This is a genomic window from Rhodococcus koreensis, assembly GCF_017068375.1.
In the GTDB taxonomy this organism is placed as follows: domain Bacteria; phylum Actinomycetota; class Actinomycetes; order Mycobacteriales; family Mycobacteriaceae; genus Rhodococcus_F; species Rhodococcus_F koreensis.
Window position 1 is genome coordinate 747,990 of record NZ_CP070609.1, and the last position, 25,840, is coordinate 773,829.

Genomic DNA, 25,840 nt, shown 5'->3' on the forward strand with positions numbered 1-25,840 from the left:
GAGGATCCGGAAGTCTCCGGTCAGCGACCCGAATGTGAGGTCCTGATCGAACAGCATCACGTTGATCATCGGTCCCGAGATCCTGCGGGCTTCGGCGGACACACCCAGGTCGCGCAGGATGTCCTCGACGTTGCCGCGCTGGTGCCGCATCGCCCCCATCAGTTCGTGCTGCACCCGGGCCACGAGGTCGCCGACCGCGTCCCCGGATCGGACCTGCACCAGCAGGGGCGCGACGTTGGCGAGCATGCCGCTGGACCGTCGCAGAACGGCGGTGGTGCGGGCAGACAGCGGAATGTCGACGAGAACGTCCTCCCGTCCCGTCCGCCGCGAGAGATGGCAGGCGAAGGCGGCGATCAGCGCGGCGGCCGCCGTCGCGCCCGGCCGGCCGCCGGTGTCCTCGAGCCGGGCGACGGTATCGGGCGACAACGCCGTGCGCACGGTCAGGCTGTGGGCGGCGGGGGGAGCCTCGACATCGGTCAGGGAGGCCCCGTTCGTGCGCCTGTGGAGTCGTTCGGCCCAGTAGTCGCGGTCGGACGAGAACCGGTGGGATGCCCGGTAGTCCTCTTCGAGGCGGTGCAGGGTGTGCAGGGCCGCGGCACGGCTCGGTTCGGGGGAACGGTCTTCGACCGCCGCGGTGTACAGGGCGGCGACACGGTTGACCAGCGTCATCGCCGCATATCCGTCGAGGGCGACGTGATGGATCCGGCTGTACCACAGGTGCCGCTCGTCACCCACGCACAGCAGCGACGACTCGCACAGGTGGTCGTGTTCGAAATCCACTCGTGCCGTGTAGTTGTCGTGCATCCACTCCTCTGCCGCCGCCATCGGGTCGGATGCGCCGCGGAAGTCGACGACGCCCATGGCCGCGTCGGCAGGCGGATCGATCACCTGGTGTGGTTCCCCGTCGACGTCGATCAGACGCAGGAAGACCGACTCGTATTCGTGGCCGGCCACGAGCGCGACCTCACGGAACAATTCGACGTCCAGCGGCCCACGAATGTCGACGTACTGCGCGATGCAGATCGGCACATCCGGGGCGAGTTGCTGCGCGAACCACAGCCCGTGTTGTGCCGCAGACAGCGGGAAGGGATCCGTTCGGTGCTCACGGTAGGTCGCTGGTGCGGCGTGTTCCATCAAATCACCAATCAGGGTGTTTGCGCCGCTGGGCTCACGGCGGGACGCTCGGTCCGTCTGTACAGGGGCGCCGGACAAGCCGGTGCCACTACAGTCCCTTGGAACGCCGTGCGCGAGAACACACCCTAGGTGTGTGGTGTGGGCACCCTGATTACTCTACGAGCGACTCGCTCTTCAGCCAGTCGTACGCGACATCTGCGGGATCCTCGCCGTCGATGTCGACTCGGCCGTTCAGTTCCTGCATCAAGTCGTCGGTCAGCCGCTCGGAGACCACACCCAGCAGGTCGGCGATCGCCGGATATCGATTGATGATCTCGTCCCGGACCACCGCGGTGCCGCTGTAGGGCAGGAAGAACTTGCGGTCGTCGTCGAGGACTGCGAGGTTCAGGTTCTTCACGCGACCGTCGGTGGTGTAGACCATTCCGAAGTTGCAGGGTGCGCTCTGCGCCGTGGACGTGTACACCACACCGGCATCCATCCGGGTGACGTTGCTCGACGGAACACCGCCGGGCGCGTTGAGGGGGATGCCGTAGGTTTCGAGCATCGGAACGAACCCGTCCGCACGACTGAAGAATTCGTCGTCGACGCAGAATGTCCGTTCGGATTCCGGCAAACGCGCGACGTCCGAGAGCGATGTGACGCCCAGCCGTTCGGCGGTCGGTGCCGATGCGGCGAAGGCGTACGTGTCGTTGAAGTTGGCCGGCGGCAGCCATTCGAGGTCGTGGTCGCGCTGCTCGACGTCGTGTACGCGCTGCCACAGTTCCCCGGGGTCCGAGATCGTCTCCGTCTCACCGTGGTAGTTCACCCACCCCGTGCCGGTGTACTCCCACAGGATGTCGGCGTCACCGTTGAGTTGTGCTTGCCGTGAGGACGCGGATCCCGGCGCGCCCGTGAGGTCGGTGACCTTGGCGCCCGCCGCCGCCAGGTAGGTCGCGGTGATCTTCCCGAGAAGCACCCCCTCGGTGAAGCTCTTGGACGTCACGACGAGGGAGGAATCCGCCAGTGGGCGATCGCCGCCGGGCAGGGTCGCGTCGTGGAACGTGCCCGAAGAGCTGACCAGTCCACAACCGGAGGCCACGCTCGCGGACAGCGTGACCGCGATCGCGGTCGCAGCAAGTCGAAGACGCAGCCGGTTCATGCCACTCCTCGCGGGGTTGCGACGAGCTCGACCAACCGTCCGAGCCAATCGATGATCAACGCCAGTAGTCCGACCAGGATGGCCCCGGAGATGAGCAGTTTCGGCAGGAACAGTGTGACTCCCGTCGTGATGAGCGTGCCCAGGCTTGTGGCGCCGATGAATGTGCTGAGGGTTGCCGTGCCGACGAGGATCACGAGTGCGGTCCGGACGCCGTTCAGGATCACGGGAACGGCGAGCGGCAACTCCACCTGCACCAGCGTGCGCAGACCCGAGAAGCCGATGCCTCGCGCGGCCTCGATGGTTCGTCGATCGACCTGGTCGATACCGACGATCGTGTTCTGCAGGATGGGCAGGATCGCGTAGACCACGAGCCCGACCACTGCGGTGCGGAATCCGGTGCCCAGCCACATGGTGAGCAGAACGATCAGACCCACGGCGGGCGCCGCTTGGCCGACGTTCGCGAAATTGACCACTACCGGCTTGACCGGTCTGGCCTTCTCGCGGGTGAGCACGATTCCCAGGGGAATGGCGATCAGGACGACGATGACCGTGGCGGTCAGGGTCAACGTGATGTGGTCGAGGATCGTCGTCCGGAGGTTGCTCCAGCCCAGTGACGCCTCCTCGGTCGGCGTCAGCGTGGTGGACCGATACCACAGGATGTACCCGGTACCGAAGACGACGATGAGAAGGGGTTCGAACCACACATCCATCGGCAAGCGACGAAGCCGGTTCACGGGGTCGTGCCCTCGGTGTGCGCGGTGTACGTGACGTGCCCGTCGCCGGCCCGCGCGTCGGACAGCTGTCCGCGGATGACCGCCATCACCGTCGCGATGGTGAGTGCCCCGGTCACCGCACCTCTGCTGTCGGTGACGAGGACGCCGCCCTGGCTCGCGGCCAGCATGGAGTCGAGCGCATCGTTGAGCGTGGACGACGGCGCCACCACCGGGAGACGCGGGTCGACGTAGTCGGACACCCGATCCTTGGTGGCCACTTCGTCGAGCGACGGCCACGCTTGGGCCCGGCCGTCGCCGTCGACGACGACGATCCACGTCACGCCCTGTGCTCGAGCACGACCGATGACCTCGTCAGACGGCTCGCCGATTCTCGCGGTCACCACCGGATCGTGCTCGACATCCTTCACCCGCGACAGAGTCAGGTGGGCAAGCGTCGCACCCGACCCGACGAACTCCTCGACGAAGGGGGTGGCCGGCTTCGCCAGAATCTCCTCGGGCGTCGCGTACTGCTCGATGTGGCCGCCCTCGGAGAGGATCAGGACCTTGTCTCCGAGTTTCGTGGCCTCCTCGAAATCGTGTGTCACGATCACGATCGTCTTCCCGAGTTCGTGCTGGATTGCGATCAGTTTGTCCTGCAAGCGAACTCGAGTGATAGGATCGACCGCCCCGAACGGCTCGTCCATCAGGAGAACCGGCGGGTCCGCGGCGAGTGCACGTGCCACCCCGACCCGCTGCTGCTGCCCGCCCGACATGTCCTTGGGGAGCCGGTCCTCGAAGGTGGCGGCATCGAGTCCGACGAGATCGAGCAGATACTCGGTGCGTTCGGCGATGCGTTGCGCATTCCACCCCAGCACCCGCGGAATGGCGCCGATGTTCTTGGCCACGGACCAGTGTGGGAACAGGCCACCCGACTGGATGACATAGCCGATCGACTGCCTGAGCTTGTCCGGATCCTCGCCGGTGACGTCGCGGTCGCCGATGAAGATGCGTCCCTCGGTCGGTTCGATGAGGCGATTGATCATTTTCAGTGTGGTCGTCTTGCCGCACCCGGACGGACCGACGAATGCGACGATGTGACCGGCCTCGATATCGAGATCGAGTTTCTGCACGGCCGGCTTCGTCTGGCCACGATACTGCTTCACCACTCCGTCGAGCCGAATGGAGGCACCGGTGACCGTGCGCTCGCCGGCCACCGTATCGGCGGCGCTCCCGGTCTTCTCGTCGGTCATGACAATCCCTTCGCGATGGTGAGCCGCCCGAGGAGGACGAGCAGGCCGTCGAACACCAGGGCGATGACGACGATGAGCACGGTTCCGGTCAGTGCCATCTCCACGGAGTTCGTCCCTCCCAATCGGGACAGGCCGTTGAAGATCAGCGAGCCGAGTCCCGGCCCGAGGACGTACGCGACGATCGCGGCGACACCGACGACCATCTGAGTCGACACCCGAATCCCGGTGAGGATGACCGGCCAGGCCATGGGCAACGACACCGAGAACAGGATGCGTCGACGGGAGAGCCCGATCCCGCGTGCGGATTCGATGACCGAATCGGGAACCGAGCGCAGGCCGACGATCGCGTTGCCGATGACAGGCATTGCCGCGAAGAACGCCAGCATGATGAACGACGGCACGACTCCCAGCCCGAACGGCACGATCAGCAGGGCGAGCAATGCGAGGGACGGGATCGTCAACGCGACCCTGCTGGTGGTGAGTGTCAAGGCCGAGAAGAGCGGCAGGCGGTGCACCGCGATGGCGATGAGCACGGCGACGATGGTGCCGACCAGCACAGTTTGGAACGCGAGCGATGCGTGCTGATACGTCAGGAACCCGAGGAACTCTCCCCTTCCCTGCAGGTAGTTCCACATGTTCACGAGATTCCCCCTTGCGGCCACCGTGTTTCGGGGGCACATCGACTCCAGTACTCCGCCCGTGCCGGACGGCGACGATACCGCCCGGATACCGACGACGACCGAGTACCCAGTCTCGCCGATCGCAGACCGATCCGCAGGAAAGGGGATCGGCGTGTCCGCCAACTGCGGCGACACCGATCGACGCAGAAATCAACCGTTTTCGAAACAGTTGAAAACAGCTCGAGCCGAACACCTCGAGGCGTGATTCCGCGGCCGAATTACTGTGCCTCGAAGGGGTCACCCTCGAGTGCCTCGGACTTGCGGCCGTCCGGTCCGGCGGGCACGTCACCTTCGAGGGTGATGCGGAACAGTCGACGGTCGTCGTCGGTGACGAGGTCGTTCGGCGCGAGATGGACCGACGAACGGTTGTCCCAGAACGCGATCGACCCCGGCTCCCACTTGAACCGCACCGTGTACTCGGGGCGAGCCAGCTCTTCGTAGAACAGGCCGAGAAGGCGACGACTCTCGTGGGCCGACACACCGGCGATCTGCTGAGTGAAGCCCGGGTTGACGTAGAGGGCCTTCTCCCCCGTCTCGGGGTGCACCCGCACCACCGGGTGTTCGCTGACCAGCGGGCGCCGCTCGACACGGCGGAGGTAGTCCTCGGTGGGCGTCGAACCGGCGTCGGGCGCGAATCGGTGCACCGCACGCAGTTCGTCGGCGAGTCGCTGGATCGGCGCCGACAGACCGTCATACGCGGCGACGCCGTTGGACCACTGGGTGTCGCCGCCGTACGGGGGCAGCACCTCCGCGCGCAGAATCGACGCGAAGGGTGGGTTGACCGCAGCGGTGACGTCCGCGTGCCATCGCACCTTGTCGTAACCACCGCTGGACGCGACCCGCGATGTGAAGCGATCGCGGAAGATCGGATAGATCGTCGGATGGTTCGGGTCGGGAATCGAGTCGACGAGTGGGTGTGCCGGAGTCGGCTTCCCGAAGTACGACGCGAAACGTAGGTGCTGGTCGTGGTCGAGGAACTGTTCTCGGAAGAACACGACCTTCCACTTCAGCAGTGCGTCGCGGATCGCCTGGATTTCGTCGCCGGTCAGCTCGCGGGTCAGATCGACGCCGCGAACCTCGGCGCCGGTGTATCCGGACTGCGGGATCACAGCGAGTCGAGTTGCGGCCTGCGTCATGTGAACTCCTTCTGTGGGGACTTTCGGCAGCGGCATCGGGCGACACCGTCCACTGCGTTCGGGGCAAAGGGCGACGGGACTGAGGTTCAGGCGGTCCGGCGGATCGTGTGGGTGGCCGCGCACATCGGGCACCACGTCGCCTCACCGACGATCCACCCGTTGGTGCGTGCGAAGGCGACCGCCTCCCGACGACCGGCGACGGCGGCGTCGAAGCGGTGCTCACACAGATCACACCGCAGCATCCATCCACGCTTCCCTGAGGACCGCACCAAAATGTGAACAGTCATGTCACCCCCGTGACTTCGTCAGACTTCGTTCTCAGCATGGCACACCCTGCCCCGCGCTGAGTTGTCCCACACAGGCGCTCCGGGCCGCCGCCCGGATTCGACTCTCGTGTTCGACTCCGGGTGTGCAGTCGAGATGTAGGCGCGACACTTCTTCGCTCCCAACGGATTCAGAGCTATCGCACGCGCCGACCAGTCGCCGAATCCGCCCTCCGCAGTCCCTGCCGTGGGCACGAACCCGAGTAACCATCACGCCGATCCGAACCCTCCGCCGCATCTGCGAGGAGCATTAGCATCGTTGGTATTCAGCGGTTTCCGGTGTCTGTTCGCGCGGACGGTCCGGCGTCTCGCCGGCAGTCCCCACCCGAAACACACCAGTCATATGCAACCAACTCGCGCGGTCAATGGAGTCGATTCAGTATGTCGAACAATGAAAATGTCAACGTCGGTCGCCGGTGGAGTGCGATTGCGCGCCGCGTCGCAGCCGTGACGGCGCTCGGAGGCGTGGCACTGCTCGGCTTCGCCGCACCTGCCGCGGCGCATGTCCACGTCGACAGCGCGGAGCAGCTGTCGAAGGGCGGATACGGCCTGGTGCGCCTCATCGTTCCCACCGAGTCGGACGACGCGTCGACAATCGGTCTGTCCCTCACGGTCCCCGAGGGCGTCGACTTGACCTCGGCTCGGACGCTGCCGATTCCGGGATGGACGGCGACGGTCGAACGTGAGCAGTCGGGCGACGGGGAACGGGTGTCACGAGTCAGATGGCAGGCGACGGATCCCGCGAACGGATTGAAGGCAGCGGAATTCGGGGTGTTCACCCTGTCGGCGGGGCCGTGGCCCGAGGACGTCGACTCGGTTCCGCTACCCACTGAGCAGATCTACAGCGACGGATCGGTGGTGTCCTGGAACGAGGTTGCCGTCAACGCAGGCATCGAACCCGAACACCCGGCTCCCGTCGTCACGCTCGCCTCCGGTGGCGCGCACGGCGACGGGCACAGCGGCACACCAGATTCGGCACCGGCCGACGGTTCGTCCCATGTGGCCGCGTCCGACAGCGATTCGACAGCGTGGCTGTGGCGCACGATCGCTGTGGTCGCCCTGGTGCTCTCGCTGGGGGCGACAATCGCGGTGATCGCTCTCGTGCGTCGGGGTCATGTCCGAACCTAGCCCGCCGGTGCTCGTGCAGAACGACAACCGCCGATTCGCGGTCACGATGACGCGAGCTGTTGCGTTCTCCTGGCTACTCACGCTCTTTGCGACGGCAGCATGGTTGGCGCCACCCGCGTCGGCCCACGCCACCATCGTCTCGACCACTCCGGGCGACGGATCGCACGTCGACGTGTCGCCGGAGGTACTGGCCTTCGAGTTGAGTGAGCCGGTCACGCTGGTCGAGGGGTCGGCGCAGCTGATCGACAGCACCGGTGCCCGCCACTCGGTCGCGACCGACCGGGTCGAGGAAGGTGGCCGCCGGATCGTGTTCGTGGTCGACGGAAAGATTCCCGACGGGGCGTATCTCGCTACGGCACGGGTGATCTCCGCAGACACCCACGTGGTGTCGCTGTCGAGCAGATTCACGGTGGGCTCGGTCACCCAGTTCGGACACGCCCTCGACGCCGGTGTGACAACAACCGGAGCCGAGCAGTACCTCCGCTACCCGAGCAAGTCGGCGGTGTACCTCGGTGTCGTCCTGTCCTCGGGCCTCATGATCGCCGGCCGCTGGGTCTGGCCCACCGCCCTGGGCGACCGCCGTTTTCGCACGGTCTACCGGGTGGGAACGGCGATATTGACCGTCGGGCTGCTCGGTCGATTCATCGTGCAGGTTGCGGGGCAGTCGGGCGGGCTGGTCGACGCGTCGGCGTCGGCTGTCGCAACCGTCCTGGGTGCTCAGCTGGGTGTCGCGATCGTCGTGGCGGTGGTGCTGAACCTCGCCTGCTTCGCGTATCCGCCCGGGACTAACCGGACCGCCGACGTACTCGGGTACCTCCAGGCCGCGTCGGCGGTTGTCGCGATCACGCTCGGCGGTCACGGGGGGTCCACCGAAAGATGGCCGCTGGCGTTCATCGGCACCGCTGCGCACGTATACGCCGCCGCTGTGTGGCTCGGCGGAGTGTGCATCCTGGCTCTGGTAGTCGACGGTGCCGCGCAGCTCGAACGATGGCATCGGGTGGCCGCAGGCCATGTGGTGCTCGTGTCCGCCACAGGTCTGACCCTCGCGATCCTGCAGGTCCGTCCCATCGAGGCGCTGTTTCGCACCTCGTACGGACTGGCGCTGACCGTCAAGGTCGTACTGGTCGGGCTCGTCGTGGTCGCCGGCTACCTGACATACCGTCGGTACCGCCACGGAACGACCGACCCGGCCGGTGACCGCGGTGAGAACCCGCGGCGCTCGCGCACCGTGATCGTCGAGGCCGCTCTCGCGGTCGCGGTCCTCGCTGCGACGTCGTTGCTGTCGTCTCTCACACCCGCCAAGTACAGCTACACCACGAGTGTGCACACCGAGCTGAACTTCGGTGCGTCGGAGATCCTGGACGTCGAGATCGACTCCGTCCGCCGCGGCCCCCAAACATTGACCGTCCGGTTCCGGACCCCGGATGCTGGGTTCGCCGCGGGCGCAGCGCTGCCCGACGTGGACGTCGAACTCTCCTCGGCCGTCGCCAATGTCGCACGGATGCCGGTCGAACTCACCAGAACCGGACCCGACGGCGACGGACTCACCTGGATCAGTGACGGGGTGATCGTGCCGACCGCCGGGGAGTGGAAGGTCACGGTTCGGTTCGAGGGCACCCACGGACCCAAGCTGGCGTCCTTCGATTACGAGGCCCTCTAGAGAATCCGGCACTGTCGACCGGCCCCCGACCGTGCGTCACTCGCTCTCCGCCGCGGCCACCGGAATGTTCGCGCCCCGGAATTTCGCTTCCAGGAACTGGGCCAGTTCTGGGCTTTCCAGCGCACGTGCCAGTTCGAGCACTCGCTGGTCACCCGCCAACCTCGACGGCGCGACGAGCACATGCGCATAGGGATTCCCCGGGCCCGGTTCGATCGCGAGCGCGTCTTCCGCCGGCGTCAGACCGATGGATGCCGCGTCATCCGGATTGAGGACCACTGCGTCGTAATTTTCGTACAGCGACTGGAGGTAGTCGTCGTAGCCGAGTCCCAGGAGTGTCAGGTGCCGGAGCGAGTCCAGCACGTTCGCCTGGGTAATCGTGAGATCCACCGCCGAGGTACCCCCGAACGGGCGATCCAGCTTCACCAGCCCCGCGCTCTGCAGCAGATAGAGTCCACGCGCGAAACCGGTCGAAGTCGCGGGGAGCACGACCTGCGAGCCATGGGGAAGACTCTGCCCGGTCACCTCGTCCGCCACCAGGCCCACGTTCACCCAGCTCTCGGTGTCTTTCACGTCCTTCCATTTCGACGAGTACAGGCCGTATGGAACGACATTCACCTTCGACACAATGCTCAGATTGTCGTACGAATGCGTGCCGAGATCGGCTTCGAACGCGGGGATGTGCTGATAGAAGGAAAGGTCGCCGTCCCCGGCGGCCACCTTCCCGTTGGAATCTTCCGACGCGTCGACGAGTTCGATTTTCGCCGAGGCCGGCAGGAGATTCTCGACCGCGTACTCCAAGATCTCGCGGTCGTCACCGGCGCCGACGTAGACGACGAGCGAGTCCCCGGAACCCCCGGCGGTCTCGTAATCGACCTGTGTGTCCGACCCGCAACCAACCAACCCTGTAACGGCCGCGAGCGTGAAGGCGACGGTCGCGAGGACGCTGCGCCGGTTGAGAACCACAGTTGCGTTGACACGGCTGTGGTGACTTGCGCGTTGCATCTGACCACTCACTCCACTCTCAGAGGTTTTCGACACGGAACGACCGGCACCCAGGAACTCGGGCGCCGGGTTCCTGGGTGCACGGAAAGCTGACGACGATCTACCGACCGTTGCGGACGTCGGTACGGACTCGCGTGTTCGTCACTTGTTCGTCAGTCCTCGCTGCCATGCGGTCAGTCGCCATTCGGCACCGGTGAGCACGCCGTTGACGAGGATTCCGATGAGACCGAGGGTCAGGATGCCGGCATACATTTGCGGGGTCTGATAACGCAACGCGGCGTTGTTGATATAGATACCCAAACCCTGCGCACCACCGACGAGCTCGGCGGCGACGAGAGCCGTGAACGCGTTCGCAGCAGCCAGACGGATCCCCGGGAAGATCGCCGGGATCGCCGCCGGAAGAACCACGCGGCTGAAAATGTACACCCGCCCGGCTCCGAGTGTCCGGGCCGCATTCAGCAGGATGCGCTCCACACCCCCGACCGCTCCGACCGCGTTGATGAAGATCGGCCAGAAGCAGGCCCACACGACAATGGCCACCTTGGACTCCTCGCCGATTCCGAGGAACACGACGAAGACCGGCAAAAGCGCGAGCAGCGAAAGATTCCGGAAGAACAGCAGGAGTGGTTCAGCGAGCTTCTGGAAGATCGGGAACGATCCGACGACGATGCCGAGGGTGATGCCCGCCACGAGCGCAATGGCGAATCCGGTCAACGCACGCTCGACACTCGGCCAGATCTCGGAGCGCAACGTGCCGTCCGTAAGTCCGTCGACGAACGCCGTGGCCACATCCTGTGGCTTCGACAGATATAGTGCACTGACGTACTCGGAATCAACGATCCACCACCAGAGCACCAAAAAGGCTGACAGCCCGATGATTCCGTAGATCAATCGGTCGTATTTCACGAGCCACGGGTTGGGCGCCTTGGGCGGAGTGAGATCCTCGTCCAGCAGGTGTTCCTCGCCGCGTGCCGGCTCAGTGATCGTCGTTGCCAATGTGCACCTCCTCCCCGAGGACGCGTGCGACGCGCGACCGGATGTGCGCGAACTCCTCCGAGTTGCGGGAGTCGCTGTCCCGGGGCCGCGGAAGCTCGACGTCGAACAACGTCTTCACCTTGCCGGGTGCCCGGGTCATGACCGCGATCCGATCCGACAGGAAGATGGCCTCGTCGATCGAGTGGGTGACGAAGAGGATCGTCTTCTTCGTGTCACCGGATTCCCAGATACGCAGCAACTCGCCCTGCAGGAACTCACGCGTCTGCGCATCCAGGGCGGCGAACGGCTCGTCGAACACCAGGATGTCGGGTTCGTAAGCGAGAACGCGCGCGATCGCGACCCGCTGACGCATACCACCGGAGAGCTGGTGAGGAAGCCGGTTGGCGGCGGCTTCCAGGCCCACCGTCTTCAGCACCTTCGCTGCCCTCGCCCTGCGTTCCGCCTTGGGGACGCCGCGGATCTTGAGGCCGACCTCGACGTTCTTCTGCGCCGTCAGCCAGGGGAACAGAGCGTAACCCTGGAAGACGACGCCGACGTTCTTGTTGACGCCTTCGACTCGTTTACCGTCGACGAGAACAGCTCCGCCGTTGTGAGTCTCCAAGCCCGCGAGAATGTTCAGAAACGTCGACTTACCGCAACCACTCGGCCCGAGGAGGGAGAGAAACTCGCCGCTCTTGATCTGCAGGTCGAATCCGTCGAGGACTGCGGTGGCGTCCTTGGTCGACGTCGATCCCGGTTTCGGATAGATCTTGGCGACGCGCTTCGCCTCTATCTTCCAGTCCGTACCTTGGGCAGGGGGCGCGATCGGCCCCGCGTCCTGCTCGAATCGTTCAGCTAGCACTTGTTGAGTCATGTCGTGTGACTTCCTGTCGGGTGCGGATGGCGCCGGATCACTTTTCGAGGCCCTCGATGTCGACAAGGTGCGTCTTGAAGATCCCGTCGTTCTGCTCGTCGGTCACGATCTCAGTGTTGTCTTCCTGGGATTCCAGAAGGTCTGCGGACTTCGCGTAGGGGTTGAAGGCGTTGGTCGCAACATCTTCGGGCTTCAGATTCTCCGAGCCCGGCAGCGGCTCACCCACCTCTTCCACGAGATCCCACCACAGCTGCAGGCTCGCCTTGTCGAGCAGAGCGTTGGGTGCGTAGTGCCAGTTGGTGGTCTGCTCCACCGGATATCCCGTGGTCTTGCCGGCGATCTCCGCGGACTCCTTCGGGTGGGCGTTGGCCCAGTTGGCCGTCTTCGCGATCACGCCCACGAACGCACGCGCCGCGTCCGGGTACTTCTGCAGCCACGCGTTGCTCGCGACATACGGTGCCTGGCCACCCAGCGGGCCCCAGTCTTCGAAAGACGTGAAGGCCTGGGTGAACTTGTCCGGCTGGCTCTGCAGCACACCGACCAGCGGCGGGTGGAAGACCCCGAGGTCGACCTCGCCTCTTTCGATCGCTGGTGCAATGAGCTCGTTCTTGAGCTCGAGGAAGTTGACCTTGTTCAGATCCACACCGTTGTTCTGCAGGTATCGCTTGATCACCAGGTCTGTGCAACTGTTGGACCCGGAAAGACCAATCGTCTTGCCCTCGATGGCCTTCAGGTTCTCCTTGGTGATGTCCGAGCCCGCCTTGGTGAAGTAGGCCATGTGAGGCATGTCGGGCAGGTCGAGCATGCTCGAGGCGATGGCCGTGAACTTGAAGCCCTTCACCTTCCCGTCGATGTCGTTGTTGAACATGCCCGTCGCGATGTCGATCGCGCCCTGATCGAGCAACTGCACCGCGGGCACAGCCGTGGCAGGCCCGACGTACTCCGGACGGACCCCGGCGTTGTCCCAATACCCCAATTCGTCAGCGATCCTGACCAGCGACAGGGCGGTGGGCGAGTTGGCGAAGCGGAACGTCACCGCCCCGTCGTCATCGCTACCACTGCCGCACCCGGCCAGCACCAGCGGCGCTGCAACCAACAGCGCCGACCAGGTGGACAACTTCTTCGTCAGGCGCATGTTGCCGAAGACGCTCATGCTCGCGCCTCCCGGTGCGTGGTTCTGCCACTCACGGCATTTCCTCTCTCTCGCGGTGGATGTGGTCGTCGGTTCCCGGTTGGCCGGTCACTCCCGAGGAATAATTCGATTTAGAAGATAAAGCTCGGGCACAGGCTTTTCCTACGGATAGATTCACCATGAGCCAAGCTCCCATGACCCGAAGCAGCATGAGACCGCGTAAAACTAAGTGGTTCAATGGATATGGACTTGCTTGACCGGGCAAGAGGTGACGGAATATGAAGAATTTATTAACGATGGAGCAATAATCTTGTAGATGGGAATTGTGAATCATCCTTTCCCAGTGCAATAAGTTGATCAGCTCATGATTCACTGCATCTGAATGTCGCCCTCATCCCTGCGGGCGTGCCCTGAGACTGTGTAGCCGAAGGCTCGGCCGGCCGCCGGTGCGGGCTGCTCCGCCCCGACTATCAAGCCACGACCACACCAAGGCAGTTGGCGGCGGGCGAACTTATCGGCGGTGCGGGGATGGGCTGGGGTTTGCCCGACATCGTGTGGCTCGGCGCGGTAGACGAGGAGCGCGGGGCCGGGGAGCTCGAGACCGCGGTGTCCACTCCGCTGCCCGACTCGCACTGGCGCGCCGTTCTCAACGAGATCGCGCCCAGTACCTCCAGGTTCGTGGCCTCGCCCCGATCGTCCGTACGGCCCAATTCGAGCAGTACGTTCGCTGACTCGGCGAGTTGCGGTATCCACATCTGGGTCAACCGCAGACCTGGACCGACTAACGCGAGTCTGCATGGCGCAGGATGACACCGGCAACCACGGTCGAAAACGCGGTCGCGACCAGCACCGCGACAAGCACCGAAGTCGTGATCCAGGCAGCGAACCTGGGGCCGGGTTGCCCGTCAGGAGCGGCGACCGGCATCGGCGGCCAGTTGGTGGAGGACGGCGACCATCCGGTCCACCTCCTCGCAGGTGTTGTAGAACGACAACGACGGCCGCACCGTGCCCTCGACACCGAATCTCCGCATGATCGGTTGCGCGCAGTGATGTCCCGCGCGCACCGCGATGCCCTTCGAGTTGAGCGCCTTACCCACCTCGAGCGGCTCGTACCCGGCGAGCACGAACGAGATCACGCTCGCCTTTTCCGCCGCGGTACCGATCAGCCGCAACCCCGGAACGTTCTTCAGTTCTGCGGTGGCGTATTCGAGCAGGACATGCTCGTAACGGTTGACGTTCTCGATCCCGATCCGCTCCACGTACTCGATGGCAGCACCCAACCCCACTCCGTCGGCGATACTTCCGGTACCGGCCTCGAACCTCCCTGGTGGCAGCTGATAGGTGGACCGCTCGAGGGTCACGTCGGTGATCATGTTCCCCCCGCCGTGCCACGGCGGGGTATCCGCCAGTACGTCGGACTTGCCGTACAACGCGCCGATCCCCGTGGGGCCGAAGATCTTGTGCCCGGAAAAGACGAAGAAATCCGGGTCCAACGACTGCATGTCGACCCTGGTGTGCGGCACCGACTGCGCGCCGTCGACCAAGACGATCGCACCCGCACGGTGCGCTTCTTCCGTGATCTGGCGCACCGGGGTGATCGTGCCCAGCGCATTCGACACCTGGGCCACGGCCACGAGCTTCGTACGGTCCGACAGCAGCCTGGTGTACTCCCCCATCATCAACTGCCCCGAGTCGTCCACCGGGATCACCCGGATCACCGCGCCCGTCTCCGACGCCAGCATCTGCCACGGGACGATATTCGCGTGATGCTCGAGATGCGCGATCACGATCTCGTCGCCCTCGCGAATGTTCTTACGTCCCCACGTCTGCGCCACCAGGTTGATCGCCTCGGTGGCGCCGCGGACGAAGACGATCTCCTCCGCCGACGAGGCACCGATGAACCGTGCCACCGTCTGCCGTGCCTGCTCGTAGGCATCGGTCGAACGCGCAGCCAATTCGTGTGCGGCGCGATGAATATTCGAATTCTCGTGTTCGTAGAAATAGCTGATCCGGTCGATCACCACCTGCGGTTTCTGCGTCGTGGCGGCGTTGTCGAACCACACCAACGGATATCCATTTACTCGTTCGCCCAGGATCGGGAAATCACGTCGAACCGCGTTGACGTCGAATCCGGGATGCGCATCCGCCACGGCGGGTCCGTGCGGCCCGGCCCGTCCGATCTGCGGCGCAGTGTCGGCCCCTGCCGTGCCTCGGTCGAGAAAGTAGAAGCTCGGTGCTCCCACGTCGGAGGACGATGGGGCGGACATCGACGCGCGCGCCCGATCGGACACCGCGGGAATCTCTTGTGCCGAGACGGGGATCGTGTACCCGCGACTCGTGTCGACACCGCCCGACCCGGGCCGATAACCGTTCGGTGGGTCGAGGAAGTAGAACGACGACGATGCAGGGGCGTCCGTGGACACACCTGGGAGTTCGGTGGTCAGTTCGGACGGTGAGACACCCTCGTCTATCCACGGCGCCGCGATCTCGGCTGGGGTGGCGCCATACGACGTTGCGGCGCTATTCGCGGATGATCCGCCCGGCGGGCCGGTCGGTGACGCCGGCGCGACGGGGACCTGGCTCTCGAAGCCCTGGGGAACGGTGACCGTATCCAGCGACGCGCCCGGCACCTGGCCCGGCTGACTCGCGCCGTCTGTCGCGGCAGCTGCCGGTGACGCGGCGGCACCCGACCCCGGTAGGCGCGAGAAATATTCGCCGGCCAGCCTGTTCAACGTCGCTTCGTCGGGCAGTTCCCATCCGCCGAAACCTGGCTGGTCGTCCGGCTCACTTCCGGTATGAGGGGGCGTAGTCATGGAACTTGTCCACCTCCGCGTCCTCGAGCAAGGCGATAGCGTCGTCGGTCAGGATCGCGAGCGAGCAGTACAGCGAGACGAGATATGACGCGATTGCGCTGCGGTCGATTCCCATGAATTTCACCGACAGGCCCATCCCCTGCTCGCCGGCCAGGCCCGGCTGGTACAGACCGACCACGCCCTGGCGGGACTCGCCGGTTCGGATCAGCAGGAACTTCGTCTTCCCGCCCTCGACCTTGACCTTGTCCGAAGGGATGATCGGGATGCCCCGCCATGTCACGAATTGGGAACCGAACATGCTCACGGTCGGCGGCGGTACACCGCGGCGCGTGCATTCCCGGCCGAACGCTGCAATCCCCTCGGGATGGGTCAGGAAGAAGGCCGGCTCCTTCCACGCCCTGGCGATCATGTTGTCCAGATCGTCCGGCGTCGGGGGCCCACCGACCGTGGAGAGTTTCTGCTTCTTCGCCGTATTCGCGATCAACCCGTAGTCCGGGCTGTTGATCAGCTCGCCCTCTTGGTGCTCTTTGATCGCCTCGATGGTGAGCCGCAGCTGCTGCGCGATCTGGTCGTGCGGGCTCGAGTAGAGGTCGGACACCCTGGTGTGCACGTCCAAAATGGTGTGCACGGCCTTGAGCCGATACTCCCGCGGTTCCTTCTCGTAATCGACGAACGTCTCCGGCAGCGGGGACTCGTCGAAGTTGTCACACTTGATATCGACCGACTCCGGATGCACCACCCGGTTCAACCGGTAGATACCGGCTTCCACCGGGATCCAGCTCAGGCAGTGCACCAACCACCGTGGGGTGATCGACTCCATCTGCGGAATGGACTTGGTCGCATTCGCCAGAGTGCGCGCGGCATCATCACCCAATGCCATCGGCTGCGGTTTTGCATTCGTCATCGGCCACTCCTGCCCGAGCGTAAGCGCCGGACAGCCGCCCGACAGGTCCCAATCCTAGGCCCTTTACCTGGGGGAATCGACCCCGCTTTCCGACGACTCGACGATCGGTGTACGAACAGAATCGTCGCGCGCAGGGCCTTGCACCGGGGGCGGCCCGCGGCCCCTTTTCGTTCGCGACCTCGCCGCTGTGAGCTTCCCTTCAGTTCAGGTCTGTACTGGTGTCAGTGGACACGAAGCGTAGGCGAGTGCCACAAGTCCGGTCCGACCACCGCTGGTAGACGTTCCGCTGCCACAGCACGTCGTTCCACAGCCACTTCTGGTCGACCGCGGAATCGAGGACCATGCGACCGGCGCGGTGCGGGCTTAAGACTCTTTCCAGTGAATCTGCACGATTCGAACCATTCCCATTCCATGGCCATTCGACGACAGTGATCCGATCGATCCACACCCGTCATCGATGAAAGGACCACCGAGTGAGCGGCCGGCTTCACATCAACGTCAATATCCTCAACGCCGGGGTGTTCGGTGGATCGTGGCGATTCCCAGCGACGGACGGCCTGGCCAGTTACACGATCGACCACTACACCTCGATCGCGAAGAAGGCGGAGGCCGCCAAGCTCGACGCAGTATTTCTTGCTGACGGACCTTCGCTCGACCCGAGTATCACGCACCGGACAGGCAACAACCTCGAGCCGACCACGGTACTGGCGCGGGTTGCTGCACAGACCGAGCGGATCGGGCTGATTGCGACGCTGTCATCGTCCTACAACGATCCTGTCGAGCTCGCCCGACGACTCGGCGACCTCGATCACCTCAGTGGTGGCCGGTTCGGCTGGAACGTCGTCACGACGGCGGGGCCGATCGCCGCGCGCAACTTCGGACGCACCGGTGAGCCGGACCACGGCCTCCGCTACCGGCGGGCAGCAGAATTCGTGGAACAGGTCGTCGCCGCATGGGCCGCCAGAACCGAATTCCCCTCACCCCAGGGTCGCCCGGTCGTCGTCCAGGCGGGAGGCTCCAGCGACGGCAAGCAGCTGGCATCGCGCGTCGGCGAGGTCGTCTTCTCCGCCGAACAGGACATTCGGAAGGCGAAGGCTTTCCGCACAGAGTTACGCGACGGTGCCCGGCGTTTCGGCAGGAACCCGAACGAGATCGTGATCCTGCCTGGACTGTCGACTGTTCTCGGCAGTACCGAGGCCGAGGCGATCGAGCGGCGCGAGCTGCTGGACGACCTGCTCCCCGACGCCTACGCGCGCGGCCGGCTCGCGGGACAACTCGGCTTCTCGCTGGACGGGCTTGCCGACGACGAACCGATTCCTGCGGAGCTGCTCGCCGAACCGGACGAGGCCGGCGGGTCACAGACCTTTTACCGGGTCGTGAAGGACATCATCGACCGGGAAAACCCGACCCTGCGACAGCTACTGAAGAAGCTGTCGGGGGGTGGTGGGCACCGAATCGTGGTCGGCACCCCCGAGCAGGTCGCCGACGACATCGAGCGATGGTTCCACTACGGCGCCGCAGACGGGTTCAACGTGATGCCCGACGTATTGCCCTCCGGCTTCGACGATTTCGCCGACCACCTCATCCCCGAGCTGCAGCGGCGCGGCCTCTTCCGCACGGAGTACGACGGAACGACCCTGCGTGACCACCTCGGTCTCGACGTCCCCGACCTACCGGCCGGGGTGTGGGACCGCGGACCTCTCCAAGCCGCTCCCTGAACAGTCTCAGAAACCAGAAGAGGCAACACATGAGTACCCCGATCCTGATCGACCTCGCCGTCGGCGACGCACGCGCTGGTGCCGAGCCCGACCGCTTCGACCCCGTCTCGCCGGCCGCGGCGGTCACGGTCACCGAGGCGGCGCGGGAGGCCGGCGTCGCCGCGCTGCGCCTGTTGGACACTGCCGGTGGCCGTCGAGCGATCGACCCGAGCGTGGCCGGTGCGTATCTCGCCGGCCGGTTCGGCGACATCGGCTACCTCGTGGAGGTGCCGACGACCCACAACGCGCCGTACAACGTGGCTCGGCGCGTCCTGTCGTTCGACCGCGCCACCGCCGGCCGGGTCGGTGTGGTCCTGCGCCCCGGCGCAGGCGACGAGGTGAGTGCGGCCACCGTGCCGGACCCGGTCGCCGCCGCTCCAGTGGAGCGCTGGTCCGAATACGCCCAGATCCTCACGCGCCTGTGGGAATCCTTCCCCCGGGACGCGCTGATCGGGGACCAGGAACGCGCACTGGTCGTCGACGACGCATTGATCCGGGCGATCGACCACGAAGGCCGCTTCTACCGAGTCGCGGGGCCACTGGACGGCCCATCGTCCCTGGAGGGACGCCCGGTCGTCGTCGCCGCCGACCTGGACGTGCTCGGCTGGGCGGCAGTGGCACGGTCCGCCGACGCCGTGGTCGTCGATCGGGGGCAGTCGGCGGGCGCAGACCTCGCTCTGACTGCCGGCCTCGAGCAGGCCGGCCGAAAGCGCGAGGACGTCGCTCTCATCGGGCGCGTCGGTGTGACGCTGTCCGCCGGCGCCAGTGCACGCACACTGGCCGACGAGCTCGCCGCTTGGATCGACCGCGACAAGTTGGACGCTGTGGAGCTGGTACCCACCGGAGGGGTCGACGGCGTCCTGGCCGCGGTACGCACGCTCGTGCCGCTGCTGTCCGCCTCGACAGGACCGACGCTGCGGGCATCCCTCGGCCTGCGCGACACCGTGGAGGCGTTGTCATGACCGCTGTGTACCCGGAACACGAGTCGATCGAAGCGACATCGGTCTCCGGACTCACCGTGGCGGGTATCCGCGCTGCAGTCCGCCCCGTCCTGCGCCGTCTGGGCGATACCGCCGGGGCGCGGGAGAAGGCGCGCGACTACGCTTTCGGCGAGGTCCGTGCACTCGCCGACGCGGGGATCGTGCTGGTCGGCGTCGCCCGGGAGGACGGTGGTGCTGGTGGTTCGCTGCGTGATGTGGCCGACGTCGTCATCGAAGTGGCGCGCGCCGACTCCAGTGTGGCGCAGGCATTGCGCAGCAGTTTCCTCGTCGCCGAGCAGATATCGAGTCGGCCCGATCTGCCGCACCGCGACGTGATTCTGACGCGGCTGCGCAACCGGGATCTGTTCGCCGGAACGAGCAATGAGCGAACCGGAGGCGCAAGCGGACAGGTGAACGCCACGGCCAGGCGTGAGGGTGGTGGCTGGGTGGTCGACGGCGAGAAGTACTACTCGACCGGTGGGCTGTACGCATCCTGGTTCTCGTCACAAGCTCTGGCCGAGGACGGCACGGTGGTTCGCTTCACGGTTCCCGTCGACCGCCCGGGGGTCGAGCGGCTCGACGACTTCGACGCCGTCGGCCAGCGGCTCACGGCCAGTGGTACGACCCGTCTGACGAACGTGCGCGTGTCCGACGACGAAGTGACCTTCCCCGATCGGGCCCAGCCGGACAACCCGTGGACCGGCAGTTTCGCGCAGTTCTATCTCGCGGCGATACAGGCCGGGGTGGCCGCGCGAGCCCTCGACGACGCGGTCGGGTACGTGCGGGAGAAGGCCCGGCCGATCAAGCACAGCTCCGCGGACACCAGCGTCGAGGATCCCTATGTGCGGCAGACAATCGGGCAGATCGCAGGCCGCGCCCAGGCGGCGCGGGCCGTCGTGCTGTTGGCAGCCGAGACACTGGAAGATGTCCGGGGACTCACCGGGCCCGCCGCACGCACCGCCGGTGCTGCTGCCGCGGTTCACGTCGCGCACGCGAGCGCGATCGCAATCGAGTCCGCGCTCGAGGCTGCGGAACTGCTCTTCGACGTGGGCGGTGGCTCCATCACCAATCGAGACCTCGGATTCGACCGGCACTGGCGCAACGCGCGCACGGCCGCCAATCACAACCCGCGGCAGTGGAAGCAGGCGATCGCGGGGGCTTACCACCTGACCGGCGAGGAACCACCCACCACCGGCCTTTTCTGACCACCGACCCACAACAACAACCGATCAGAACGGAAGAGTCGACACCGATGACCGCCAGCCCCTTCGACCTCACCTACGCCGCCGCCGAGGACCGCTACGAGAAGGTCCCCTACCGTCGCTCCGGAAACTCCGGCCTCGATCTGCCTGCCTTCTCGTTCGGCCTGTGGCAGAAGTTCGGTAGCGACTACGCCTTTGCGACCCAGCGGGAGATCATCCTCCACGCATTCGACCTGGGGATCACCCACTTCGACAACGCCGACCGCTACGGCCCACCGCACCGCGCGGCCCAGCAGAACTTCGGCAGGGTTCTCGCGAAGGACCTCGCGCCCTACCGGGACGAACTCATCCTGTCGACCAAGGCAGGCAATCCGATCGGTCCGAGCCCCTATCTCAAGGGCGGCTCGCGCAAGTCGATCCTCACCTCGCTCGACCACAGTCTGCGCGACCTCGGCACCGACTACGTCGACATCTTCTACCACCACAGCCCCGACCTCAGCACGCCGCTGGAAGAATCGGTCGGTGCACTGGTCAGCGCGGTGGAGCAGGGCAAGGCGCTCTACGTCGGCATCTCCAACTACCTCCCCGATCGCACCCACGAGGCCGCCGAACTGCTCCGCCAGGCCGGTGTCCCGCTGCTCATCCACCAGGCGCGTTACTCGATCTACGACCGGCGCCCCGAACAGAACGGCCTGCTGGACACCGCCCACCAGGACGGATTCGGGCTCATCGTGTACTCGCCGCTGGCGCAGGGCCTCCTGACCGACAAGTACCTGGAGACGATTCCCGAACACGCACGGGCGCAGAACAGTTCATTCCTGACGCCGGATGTGATCGACGAGACGTACCGGCAGCGCACCGCCGAACTCAACAAGATCGCCGAGGCCCGCGGGCAGTCACTCGCCCAGCTCGCGTTGCAGTGGGTACTGCGCAGGCCGGAGGTCACGTCGGCGCTGATCGGGGCGAGTTCGACCGAGCAACTCGACCACAACATCGCCGCCCTGAACTTCCCGGCGCTCACCGACGACGAACTGGCGCTCATAGAGGAACACGGCGTGCACGGCACGGGGCTCGAGCTCTGACCGAGCAGATTTCGGCAGACGACAACTGAAAAGCCCGCCCGGGCCGATGCTGCGACAACCGCGGCATCGGCTCGGGCGGGCGACAGTGAACGCCAGGCTCGTTCCCCCCTCTGGCTAGCGCTTCCGCGCTCACTCCCCCAGTAGCGGCAGCAGCTGAGTGCCCTGACGTTCGATCTCCCGCAGATACGGGGTGTCCGACAGCACGAAATGGGTGATGCCGAGGTCCTGATACTTGCGCAACGACTTCGCGACGTCCTCCGGGGAACCGACCAGCCAGGTGGTGCCTGCGCCGCCGCCACCGAACTTGCCGGGTGCGGTGTACAGATTGTCGTCGAGCACCTCGCCGCGAGTAGCGAGGTCGAGGAGTCGCTGCTGTCCCACGGCGGTCTGGCGGTGCGGGTTCTGGGCCGGTGCACCCTGGTTCTTCGCCATCTCCGCTACCTTCGCTTCCGCTTCGGCCCAGGCCTGCTCGGTCGTGTCCCGGACGAGGGTGGTGATCCGCAGACCGAACTCGAGCGGTGCGTGCTCTCGGCCGAGTTCCTCACTCAGCGCCCGCAGGCGCTCGATCCGTTCCCGCACCCCTTCGAGGGGTTCGCCCCAGAAGAGTTGGACATCGGCTTCGGCGGCCGCTACCCGCTCAGCGGCGTCGGAGGCCCCACCGAAGTAGAGCTTCGGGTGGAGCCGGTCTCCGCGCGGCGCGATCCGGGGCAGCACCGTGGAGTCGGTGACCTGGAAGTGCTCGCCATGGTAGGTGACGTTCTCCTCCGTCCACAGCTTCCGGACGAGCTGCAGGAACTCCTTGGTGCGGGTGTAGCGGGCGGCCTGGTCGCTCTCGCGTTCGCCGTACGCTCCCAGGTTGTCCTTCCCGGACACGATGTTGACCCGGACCCGGCCACCGGACAGGTGGTCGAGACTCGCTGCAGCGGAGGCGAAGTGAGCCGGGGTCCAATACCCGGGCCGAACCGCGACGAGTGGCTCGAACGTCGACGTCCGGGCAGCGAGGGCCGTGGCGACGGTGAGGGTGTCCGGGCGACCCCAACCGGTGCCGATCAATGCGCCCTTCCAGCCGTGTTCCTCCAGGGCCTCCGCCTGGGCCGTGAGGGTGTCGAGGCTGTTGTGGTCGACCGTGACGGGCTCGCCGCGGTGTCCCGGCGTCACCTGATTCGGGATATACCAGAGGAATTCGAGACTCATGGGATGGTGATTCCTGTTCGGTGGTGGTGATCAGCGGGCGAGTTCGGCGAGCTGGGCTCGGCGAACGTCGGTGGTTTGTCCTTGGACCAGGACGAAGAGCGCCGACCGTGCATGGAGCTGCGCCGTGTCGTCGCCACTCAGTCCCCGACCGGCCCGCGCTATGAGCAGAGCTCGGGTGATCGTGGACAACGCCTCGCCGCTGGCGACCTTGGTCGCGAGGCGTTCGCCGATCCGATGCGGACCGCCTCCCGCGGCAATGGCCTCATCGGACAGCTCGTACGCGGTGCTCCGAATCCGCGCGATGCGTGGCCGCCACGTCGCCGCCACGTCCTGGGCGAGCGGGTGTCCGGACTGCTCCAACTCTCGGAGGACTGTTTCTGCAAGCCCGAAGTGGTGACCGCGTGCGTCGCTCGCCGTGCCGATGTCATTGAACCGCGTGGTCTCCAGCGATTGGGCGGAGAGCACGTGCTCGTCGGGTACGAACACGTCGTCGAGCTCGACCCGCGCGGTCTTGCTGCCGGCGACGGCGCCGAGTCGGAGCGGGCCGACGCTGTGCGTGCGGTCGCTCACCGGCACGAGCGCGGTGACCACGGTCTCCGTCTGCCTTTCCACCGCGGCGACAGTCAGGGCGTTGTTGAGCCCCCACCCGCTGACCCAGGAGATGGCGCCGGTGAAGATCCAGCCGCCGCTCGCCCTTTCCGCCGCGATGTAATGGTCGGGAAACCTCCGGACGTCGCTGACTCCGGCACCGAGCACGAGTTCGCCACGCAGAATTCGCTCGGCGAGCTCCGACACCGGTTCGCCCGGTTTCCTGGATTCCACGATTCGCTCGGCCATCGGCGCGTGCTGAGCCCAGACGAGCCACGTGTTGAAGCACGCGCCGGCGATGATCTCGTGCAGGCGGCGATCGGTGTTGCGGTCGATGTCGAGGCCACCGTATTCCCGCGGCGCTTGATGGTTCAGGAGCCCCAGCGCAGCGAGTTCGGCGATAACTTCTCCGGTGACTCCGTCACGGTCGGTCGACAGGGCTTCGGGGCGCAGTACTCGTTCGGCGTACTCCCGCACCCGAGCGACAAATGGGTGGCGGTCTGCGGCGGTCACGGATTCGGCCGCACTAACGGCCGTGTTCGCCGCTGTCATGTCGCCCCTTCCCTACTTCGGTCCCAGAGGGATGCCTGGCACGCGACGAGTGACGGTGGCCGGCATCCGGACATCGAGAGAATAGCCCCGGTTGTCACCGTCGCTCGGTCACCGCCTCCGTCCTCCACGACGAGAAACAGGGCCTGACGTGGGACAGTTCGATGCGATCGGACATTAATTCGTCCCGATCGGAAACATGCAGCGCAACTGCACCTTCGGCTGCCGAGGTTTCGATCGAGCTGAAGTAAAGGGGCGCTCGAACAGACGACGAACCGTAGGCTCGCACGCGACCATCCGGAGCGACCGAGAGACCCCTTGGTTCGTGGTGCGACCGAGCCGTTTCACCGTCACTGCTCTTCCCGAGACTGGAGACTTCGTCGATGACCTCGAATACCCCGTTGCATCTCGCCGCCGCCCTCGACGGTGCGGGCTGGCATCCCGCCGCGTGGCGCGAGCCGAACTCGCACCCGGACGCGTTGTTCACCGGCGCCTATTGGACCGACCTCGCTGCCGTCGCGCAGCGCGGCCTGCTGGACTTCGTCACCATCGAGGACAGTCTGGCGGCACCGGTGAATCGCCACCCACCCGACGCGGCCGACTCCGTGGACCGGGTCCGGGCGCGCATCGACGCGCACCTCGTCGCGGCGAGGATCGCCCCGCTCACGCGGCACCTCGGCCTGATCCCGACGATCACCACGACGCACACCGAGCCGTTCCACGTGTCGAAAGGCATCGCGACCCTGGACTACACCTCCCGCGGTCGCGCGGGATGGCAGGTCACGGTGTCCGGGCACGCCGATGAGGCCGCGCACTTCGGCCGCCGCACCGTCCCGGAACTCACCGAGCAGGACTGGGCGGCCATCGCGGAGGGCACGCTGCCGCAGGTGTTGGTCGACCTGTTCGACGAGGCCGGCGACTTCGTCGAGGTCGTCCGCCGGCTGTGGGACAGCTGGGAGGACGGCGCAGAGATCCGCGACGTCGAAACCCGCCGGTTCATCGACCGTGACAAGCTGCACTACATCGACTTCGAGGGTCGCTACTTCAGCGTCCGCGGCCCCTCCATCACACCGCGACCGCCGCAGGGGCAGCCGGTGGTCACCGCACTCGCCCACCAGGCACTGCCGTACGAACTGGCGGCACGCGGTGCCGACCTCGTGTTCGTCACCCCGGCCGACGACGTCCACGCGCAGTCAGTTCTCGCCGATGTCGCCGCGGCGTCCGAACGGGTCGGGCGCACCGGTGAGCCGCTCCGGGTCTATGCCGACCTGGTGGTGTTCCTCGACAACGACCGCGAATCCGGGGCAGCCCGGCTGCATCGCCTGGACGGTCTCGCCGGGATCGAGTTCGCCTCGGACGCCGCCGTGTTCACCGGCTCCGCGGACGAGCTCGCGGACCGGCTCGCGGCATGGCAGCAGCTGGGATTCGACGGCTTCCGGTTGCGGCCGGGTGTCGCGGTCGACGATCTGGACGCCGTGTCGTCCCGGCTGGTGCCGATCCTGCAGCAACGCGGCCTGTTCCGCACCGCGTATCCGGACACCTCCCTGCGCGGGTTACTCGGCCTACCCACCGACGTTCCCAACCGGTACGCCACGGGAACCCCGGCCGCCTGAGACCCCGCGACCC

Annotated in this window: 21 protein-coding genes and 1 pseudogene; 7 read left to right on the forward strand and 15 right to left on the reverse strand. The window is 66.0% G+C overall.

What is annotated here, in order from left to right; all coding sequences use genetic code 11:
• Positions 1-93: 93 nt before the first annotated feature.
• The 7 genes and pseudogenes from JWS14_RS52210 to JWS14_RS03425 all read right to left on the reverse strand — a co-directional run.
• A pseudogene (locus JWS14_RS52210) lies at positions 94-1,134 on the reverse strand (condensation domain-containing protein); the annotation flags it as partial.
• Between the two features lie 151 nt (positions 1,135-1,285).
• Complete coding sequence (locus tag JWS14_RS03400) at positions 1,286-2,272, reverse strand: glycine betaine ABC transporter substrate-binding protein (RefSeq protein WP_206012494.1); 987 nt, start codon at positions 2,270-2,272, stop codon at positions 1,286-1,288.
• The gene (locus tag JWS14_RS03405; protein WP_179377686.1) at positions 2,269-3,006 is read right to left on the reverse strand and encodes an ABC transporter permease; all 738 of its coding nucleotides are present in this window, start codon (positions 3,004-3,006) and stop codon (positions 2,269-2,271) included. Before JWS14_RS03405 ends, JWS14_RS03400 begins: the two co-directional genes overlap by 4 nt.
• A complete protein-coding gene (locus JWS14_RS03410; protein WP_095863867.1) occupies positions 3,003-4,235 on the reverse strand; it encodes an ABC transporter ATP-binding protein in 1,233 nt (410 codons plus the stop codon). The genes JWS14_RS03405 and JWS14_RS03410 overlap by 4 nt, the downstream gene beginning before the upstream one ends.
• Positions 4,232-4,870 (reverse strand): ABC transporter permease, encoded by a 639-nt coding sequence (locus tag JWS14_RS03415; RefSeq protein ID WP_095864030.1) that lies wholly within the window; start codon positions 4,868-4,870, stop codon positions 4,232-4,234. Before JWS14_RS03415 ends, JWS14_RS03410 begins: the two co-directional genes overlap by 4 nt.
• Positions 4,871-5,133: 263 nt before the next feature.
• Positions 5,134-6,051: a TauD/TfdA dioxygenase family protein gene (locus JWS14_RS03420; RefSeq protein WP_206012495.1), complete on the reverse strand. Its 918-nt coding sequence runs from the start codon at positions 6,049-6,051 to the stop codon at positions 5,134-5,136.
• A gap of 86 nt (positions 6,052-6,137) precedes the next feature.
• Positions 6,138-6,338 (reverse strand): hypothetical protein, encoded by a 201-nt coding sequence (locus JWS14_RS03425; protein ID WP_143051471.1) that lies wholly within the window; start codon positions 6,336-6,338, stop codon positions 6,138-6,140.
• A 417-nt stretch (positions 6,339-6,755) separates the two neighbouring features.
• Here JWS14_RS03425 and JWS14_RS03430 point away from each other — a divergent pair, with 417 nt between their 5' ends.
• Positions 6,756-7,502 carry a YcnI family copper-binding membrane protein gene (locus JWS14_RS03430; protein ID WP_072941249.1) on the forward strand — a complete coding sequence of 249 codons (747 nt, stop codon included), beginning with the start codon at positions 6,756-6,758 and terminating at the stop codon, positions 7,500-7,502.
• A complete protein-coding gene (locus JWS14_RS03435) occupies positions 7,489-9,162 on the forward strand; it encodes a copper resistance CopC/CopD family protein (protein WP_206012496.1) in 1,674 nt (557 codons plus the stop codon). Before JWS14_RS03430 ends, JWS14_RS03435 begins: the two co-directional genes overlap by 14 nt.
• Positions 9,163-9,198: 36 nt before the next feature.
• On the opposite strand, the gene JWS14_RS03440 is transcribed toward JWS14_RS03435, so the two are convergent.
• The 6 genes from JWS14_RS03440 to JWS14_RS03465 all read right to left on the reverse strand — a co-directional run bounded on the left by JWS14_RS03440 (position 9,199) and on the right by JWS14_RS03465 (position 16,862).
• Complete coding sequence (locus JWS14_RS03440) at positions 9,199-10,164, reverse strand: MetQ/NlpA family ABC transporter substrate-binding protein (protein WP_206012497.1); 966 nt, start codon at positions 10,162-10,164, stop codon at positions 9,199-9,201.
• Between the two features lie 141 nt (positions 10,165-10,305).
• On the reverse strand, positions 10,306-11,160 hold the full coding sequence (locus JWS14_RS03445; protein ID WP_241031255.1) for an ABC transporter permease: 855 nt from the start codon (positions 11,158-11,160) through the stop codon (positions 10,306-10,308).
• Positions 11,141-12,013, reverse strand: coding sequence for an ABC transporter ATP-binding protein (locus JWS14_RS03450; RefSeq protein ID WP_206012498.1), 873 nt, complete (start codon positions 12,011-12,013; stop codon positions 11,141-11,143). Before JWS14_RS03450 ends, JWS14_RS03445 begins: the two co-directional genes overlap by 20 nt.
• 37 nt (positions 12,014-12,050) lie before the next feature.
• Positions 12,051-13,166: an ABC transporter substrate-binding protein gene (locus JWS14_RS03455; RefSeq protein WP_241031256.1), complete on the reverse strand. Its 1,116-nt coding sequence runs from the start codon at positions 13,164-13,166 to the stop codon at positions 12,051-12,053.
• Positions 13,167-14,050: 884 nt separating this feature from the next.
• Entirely contained in the window at positions 14,051-15,958 is a 1,908-nt protein-coding gene (locus JWS14_RS03460; protein WP_206012499.1) for a family 2A encapsulin nanocompartment cargo protein cysteine desulfurase, read from the reverse strand.
• Positions 15,930-16,862 (reverse strand): family 2A encapsulin nanocompartment shell protein, encoded by a 933-nt coding sequence (locus tag JWS14_RS03465; RefSeq protein WP_072941258.1) that lies wholly within the window; start codon positions 16,860-16,862, stop codon positions 15,930-15,932. Before JWS14_RS03465 ends, JWS14_RS03460 begins: the two co-directional genes overlap by 29 nt.
• A gap of 473 nt (positions 16,863-17,335) precedes the next feature.
• On the opposite strand from JWS14_RS03465, the gene JWS14_RS03470 reads away from it, so the two are divergent.
• From JWS14_RS03470 to JWS14_RS03485, 4 genes are read left to right on the forward strand one after another with little or no spacing between them, the layout of a single operon-like run.
• The gene (locus JWS14_RS03470) at positions 17,336-18,580 is read left to right on the forward strand and encodes an LLM class flavin-dependent oxidoreductase (RefSeq protein WP_206012500.1); all 1,245 of its coding nucleotides are present in this window, start codon (positions 17,336-17,338) and stop codon (positions 18,578-18,580) included.
• 29 nt (positions 18,581-18,609) lie between these two features.
• Entirely contained in the window at positions 18,610-19,581 is a 972-nt protein-coding gene (locus JWS14_RS03475; RefSeq protein WP_206012501.1) for an LLM class oxidoreductase, read from the forward strand.
• Positions 19,578-20,804, forward strand: coding sequence for an acyl-CoA dehydrogenase family protein (locus JWS14_RS03480; protein WP_206012502.1), 1,227 nt, complete (start codon positions 19,578-19,580; stop codon positions 20,802-20,804). Before JWS14_RS03475 ends, JWS14_RS03480 begins: the two co-directional genes overlap by 4 nt.
• 47 nt (positions 20,805-20,851) lie before the next feature.
• A complete protein-coding gene (locus tag JWS14_RS03485) occupies positions 20,852-21,883 on the forward strand; it encodes an aldo/keto reductase (protein ID WP_072941267.1) in 1,032 nt (343 codons plus the stop codon).
• Between the two features lie 129 nt (positions 21,884-22,012).
• On the opposite strand, the gene JWS14_RS03490 is transcribed toward JWS14_RS03485, so the two are convergent.
• Both JWS14_RS03490 and JWS14_RS03495 read right to left on the reverse strand, forming a co-directional pair.
• Positions 22,013-23,077 carry an LLM class flavin-dependent oxidoreductase gene (locus JWS14_RS03490; RefSeq protein ID WP_095863858.1) on the reverse strand — a complete coding sequence of 355 codons (1,065 nt, stop codon included), beginning with the start codon at positions 23,075-23,077 and terminating at the stop codon, positions 22,013-22,015.
• A 30-nt stretch (positions 23,078-23,107) separates the two neighbouring features.
• A complete protein-coding gene (locus JWS14_RS03495) occupies positions 23,108-24,217 on the reverse strand; it encodes an acyl-CoA dehydrogenase family protein (protein WP_206012503.1) in 1,110 nt (369 codons plus the stop codon).
• A gap of 380 nt (positions 24,218-24,597) precedes the next feature.
• On the opposite strand from JWS14_RS03495, the gene JWS14_RS03500 reads away from it, so the two are divergent.
• A complete protein-coding gene (locus tag JWS14_RS03500; protein WP_206012504.1) occupies positions 24,598-25,827 on the forward strand; it encodes an LLM class flavin-dependent oxidoreductase in 1,230 nt (409 codons plus the stop codon).
• Positions 25,828-25,840 lie beyond the last annotated feature (13 nt).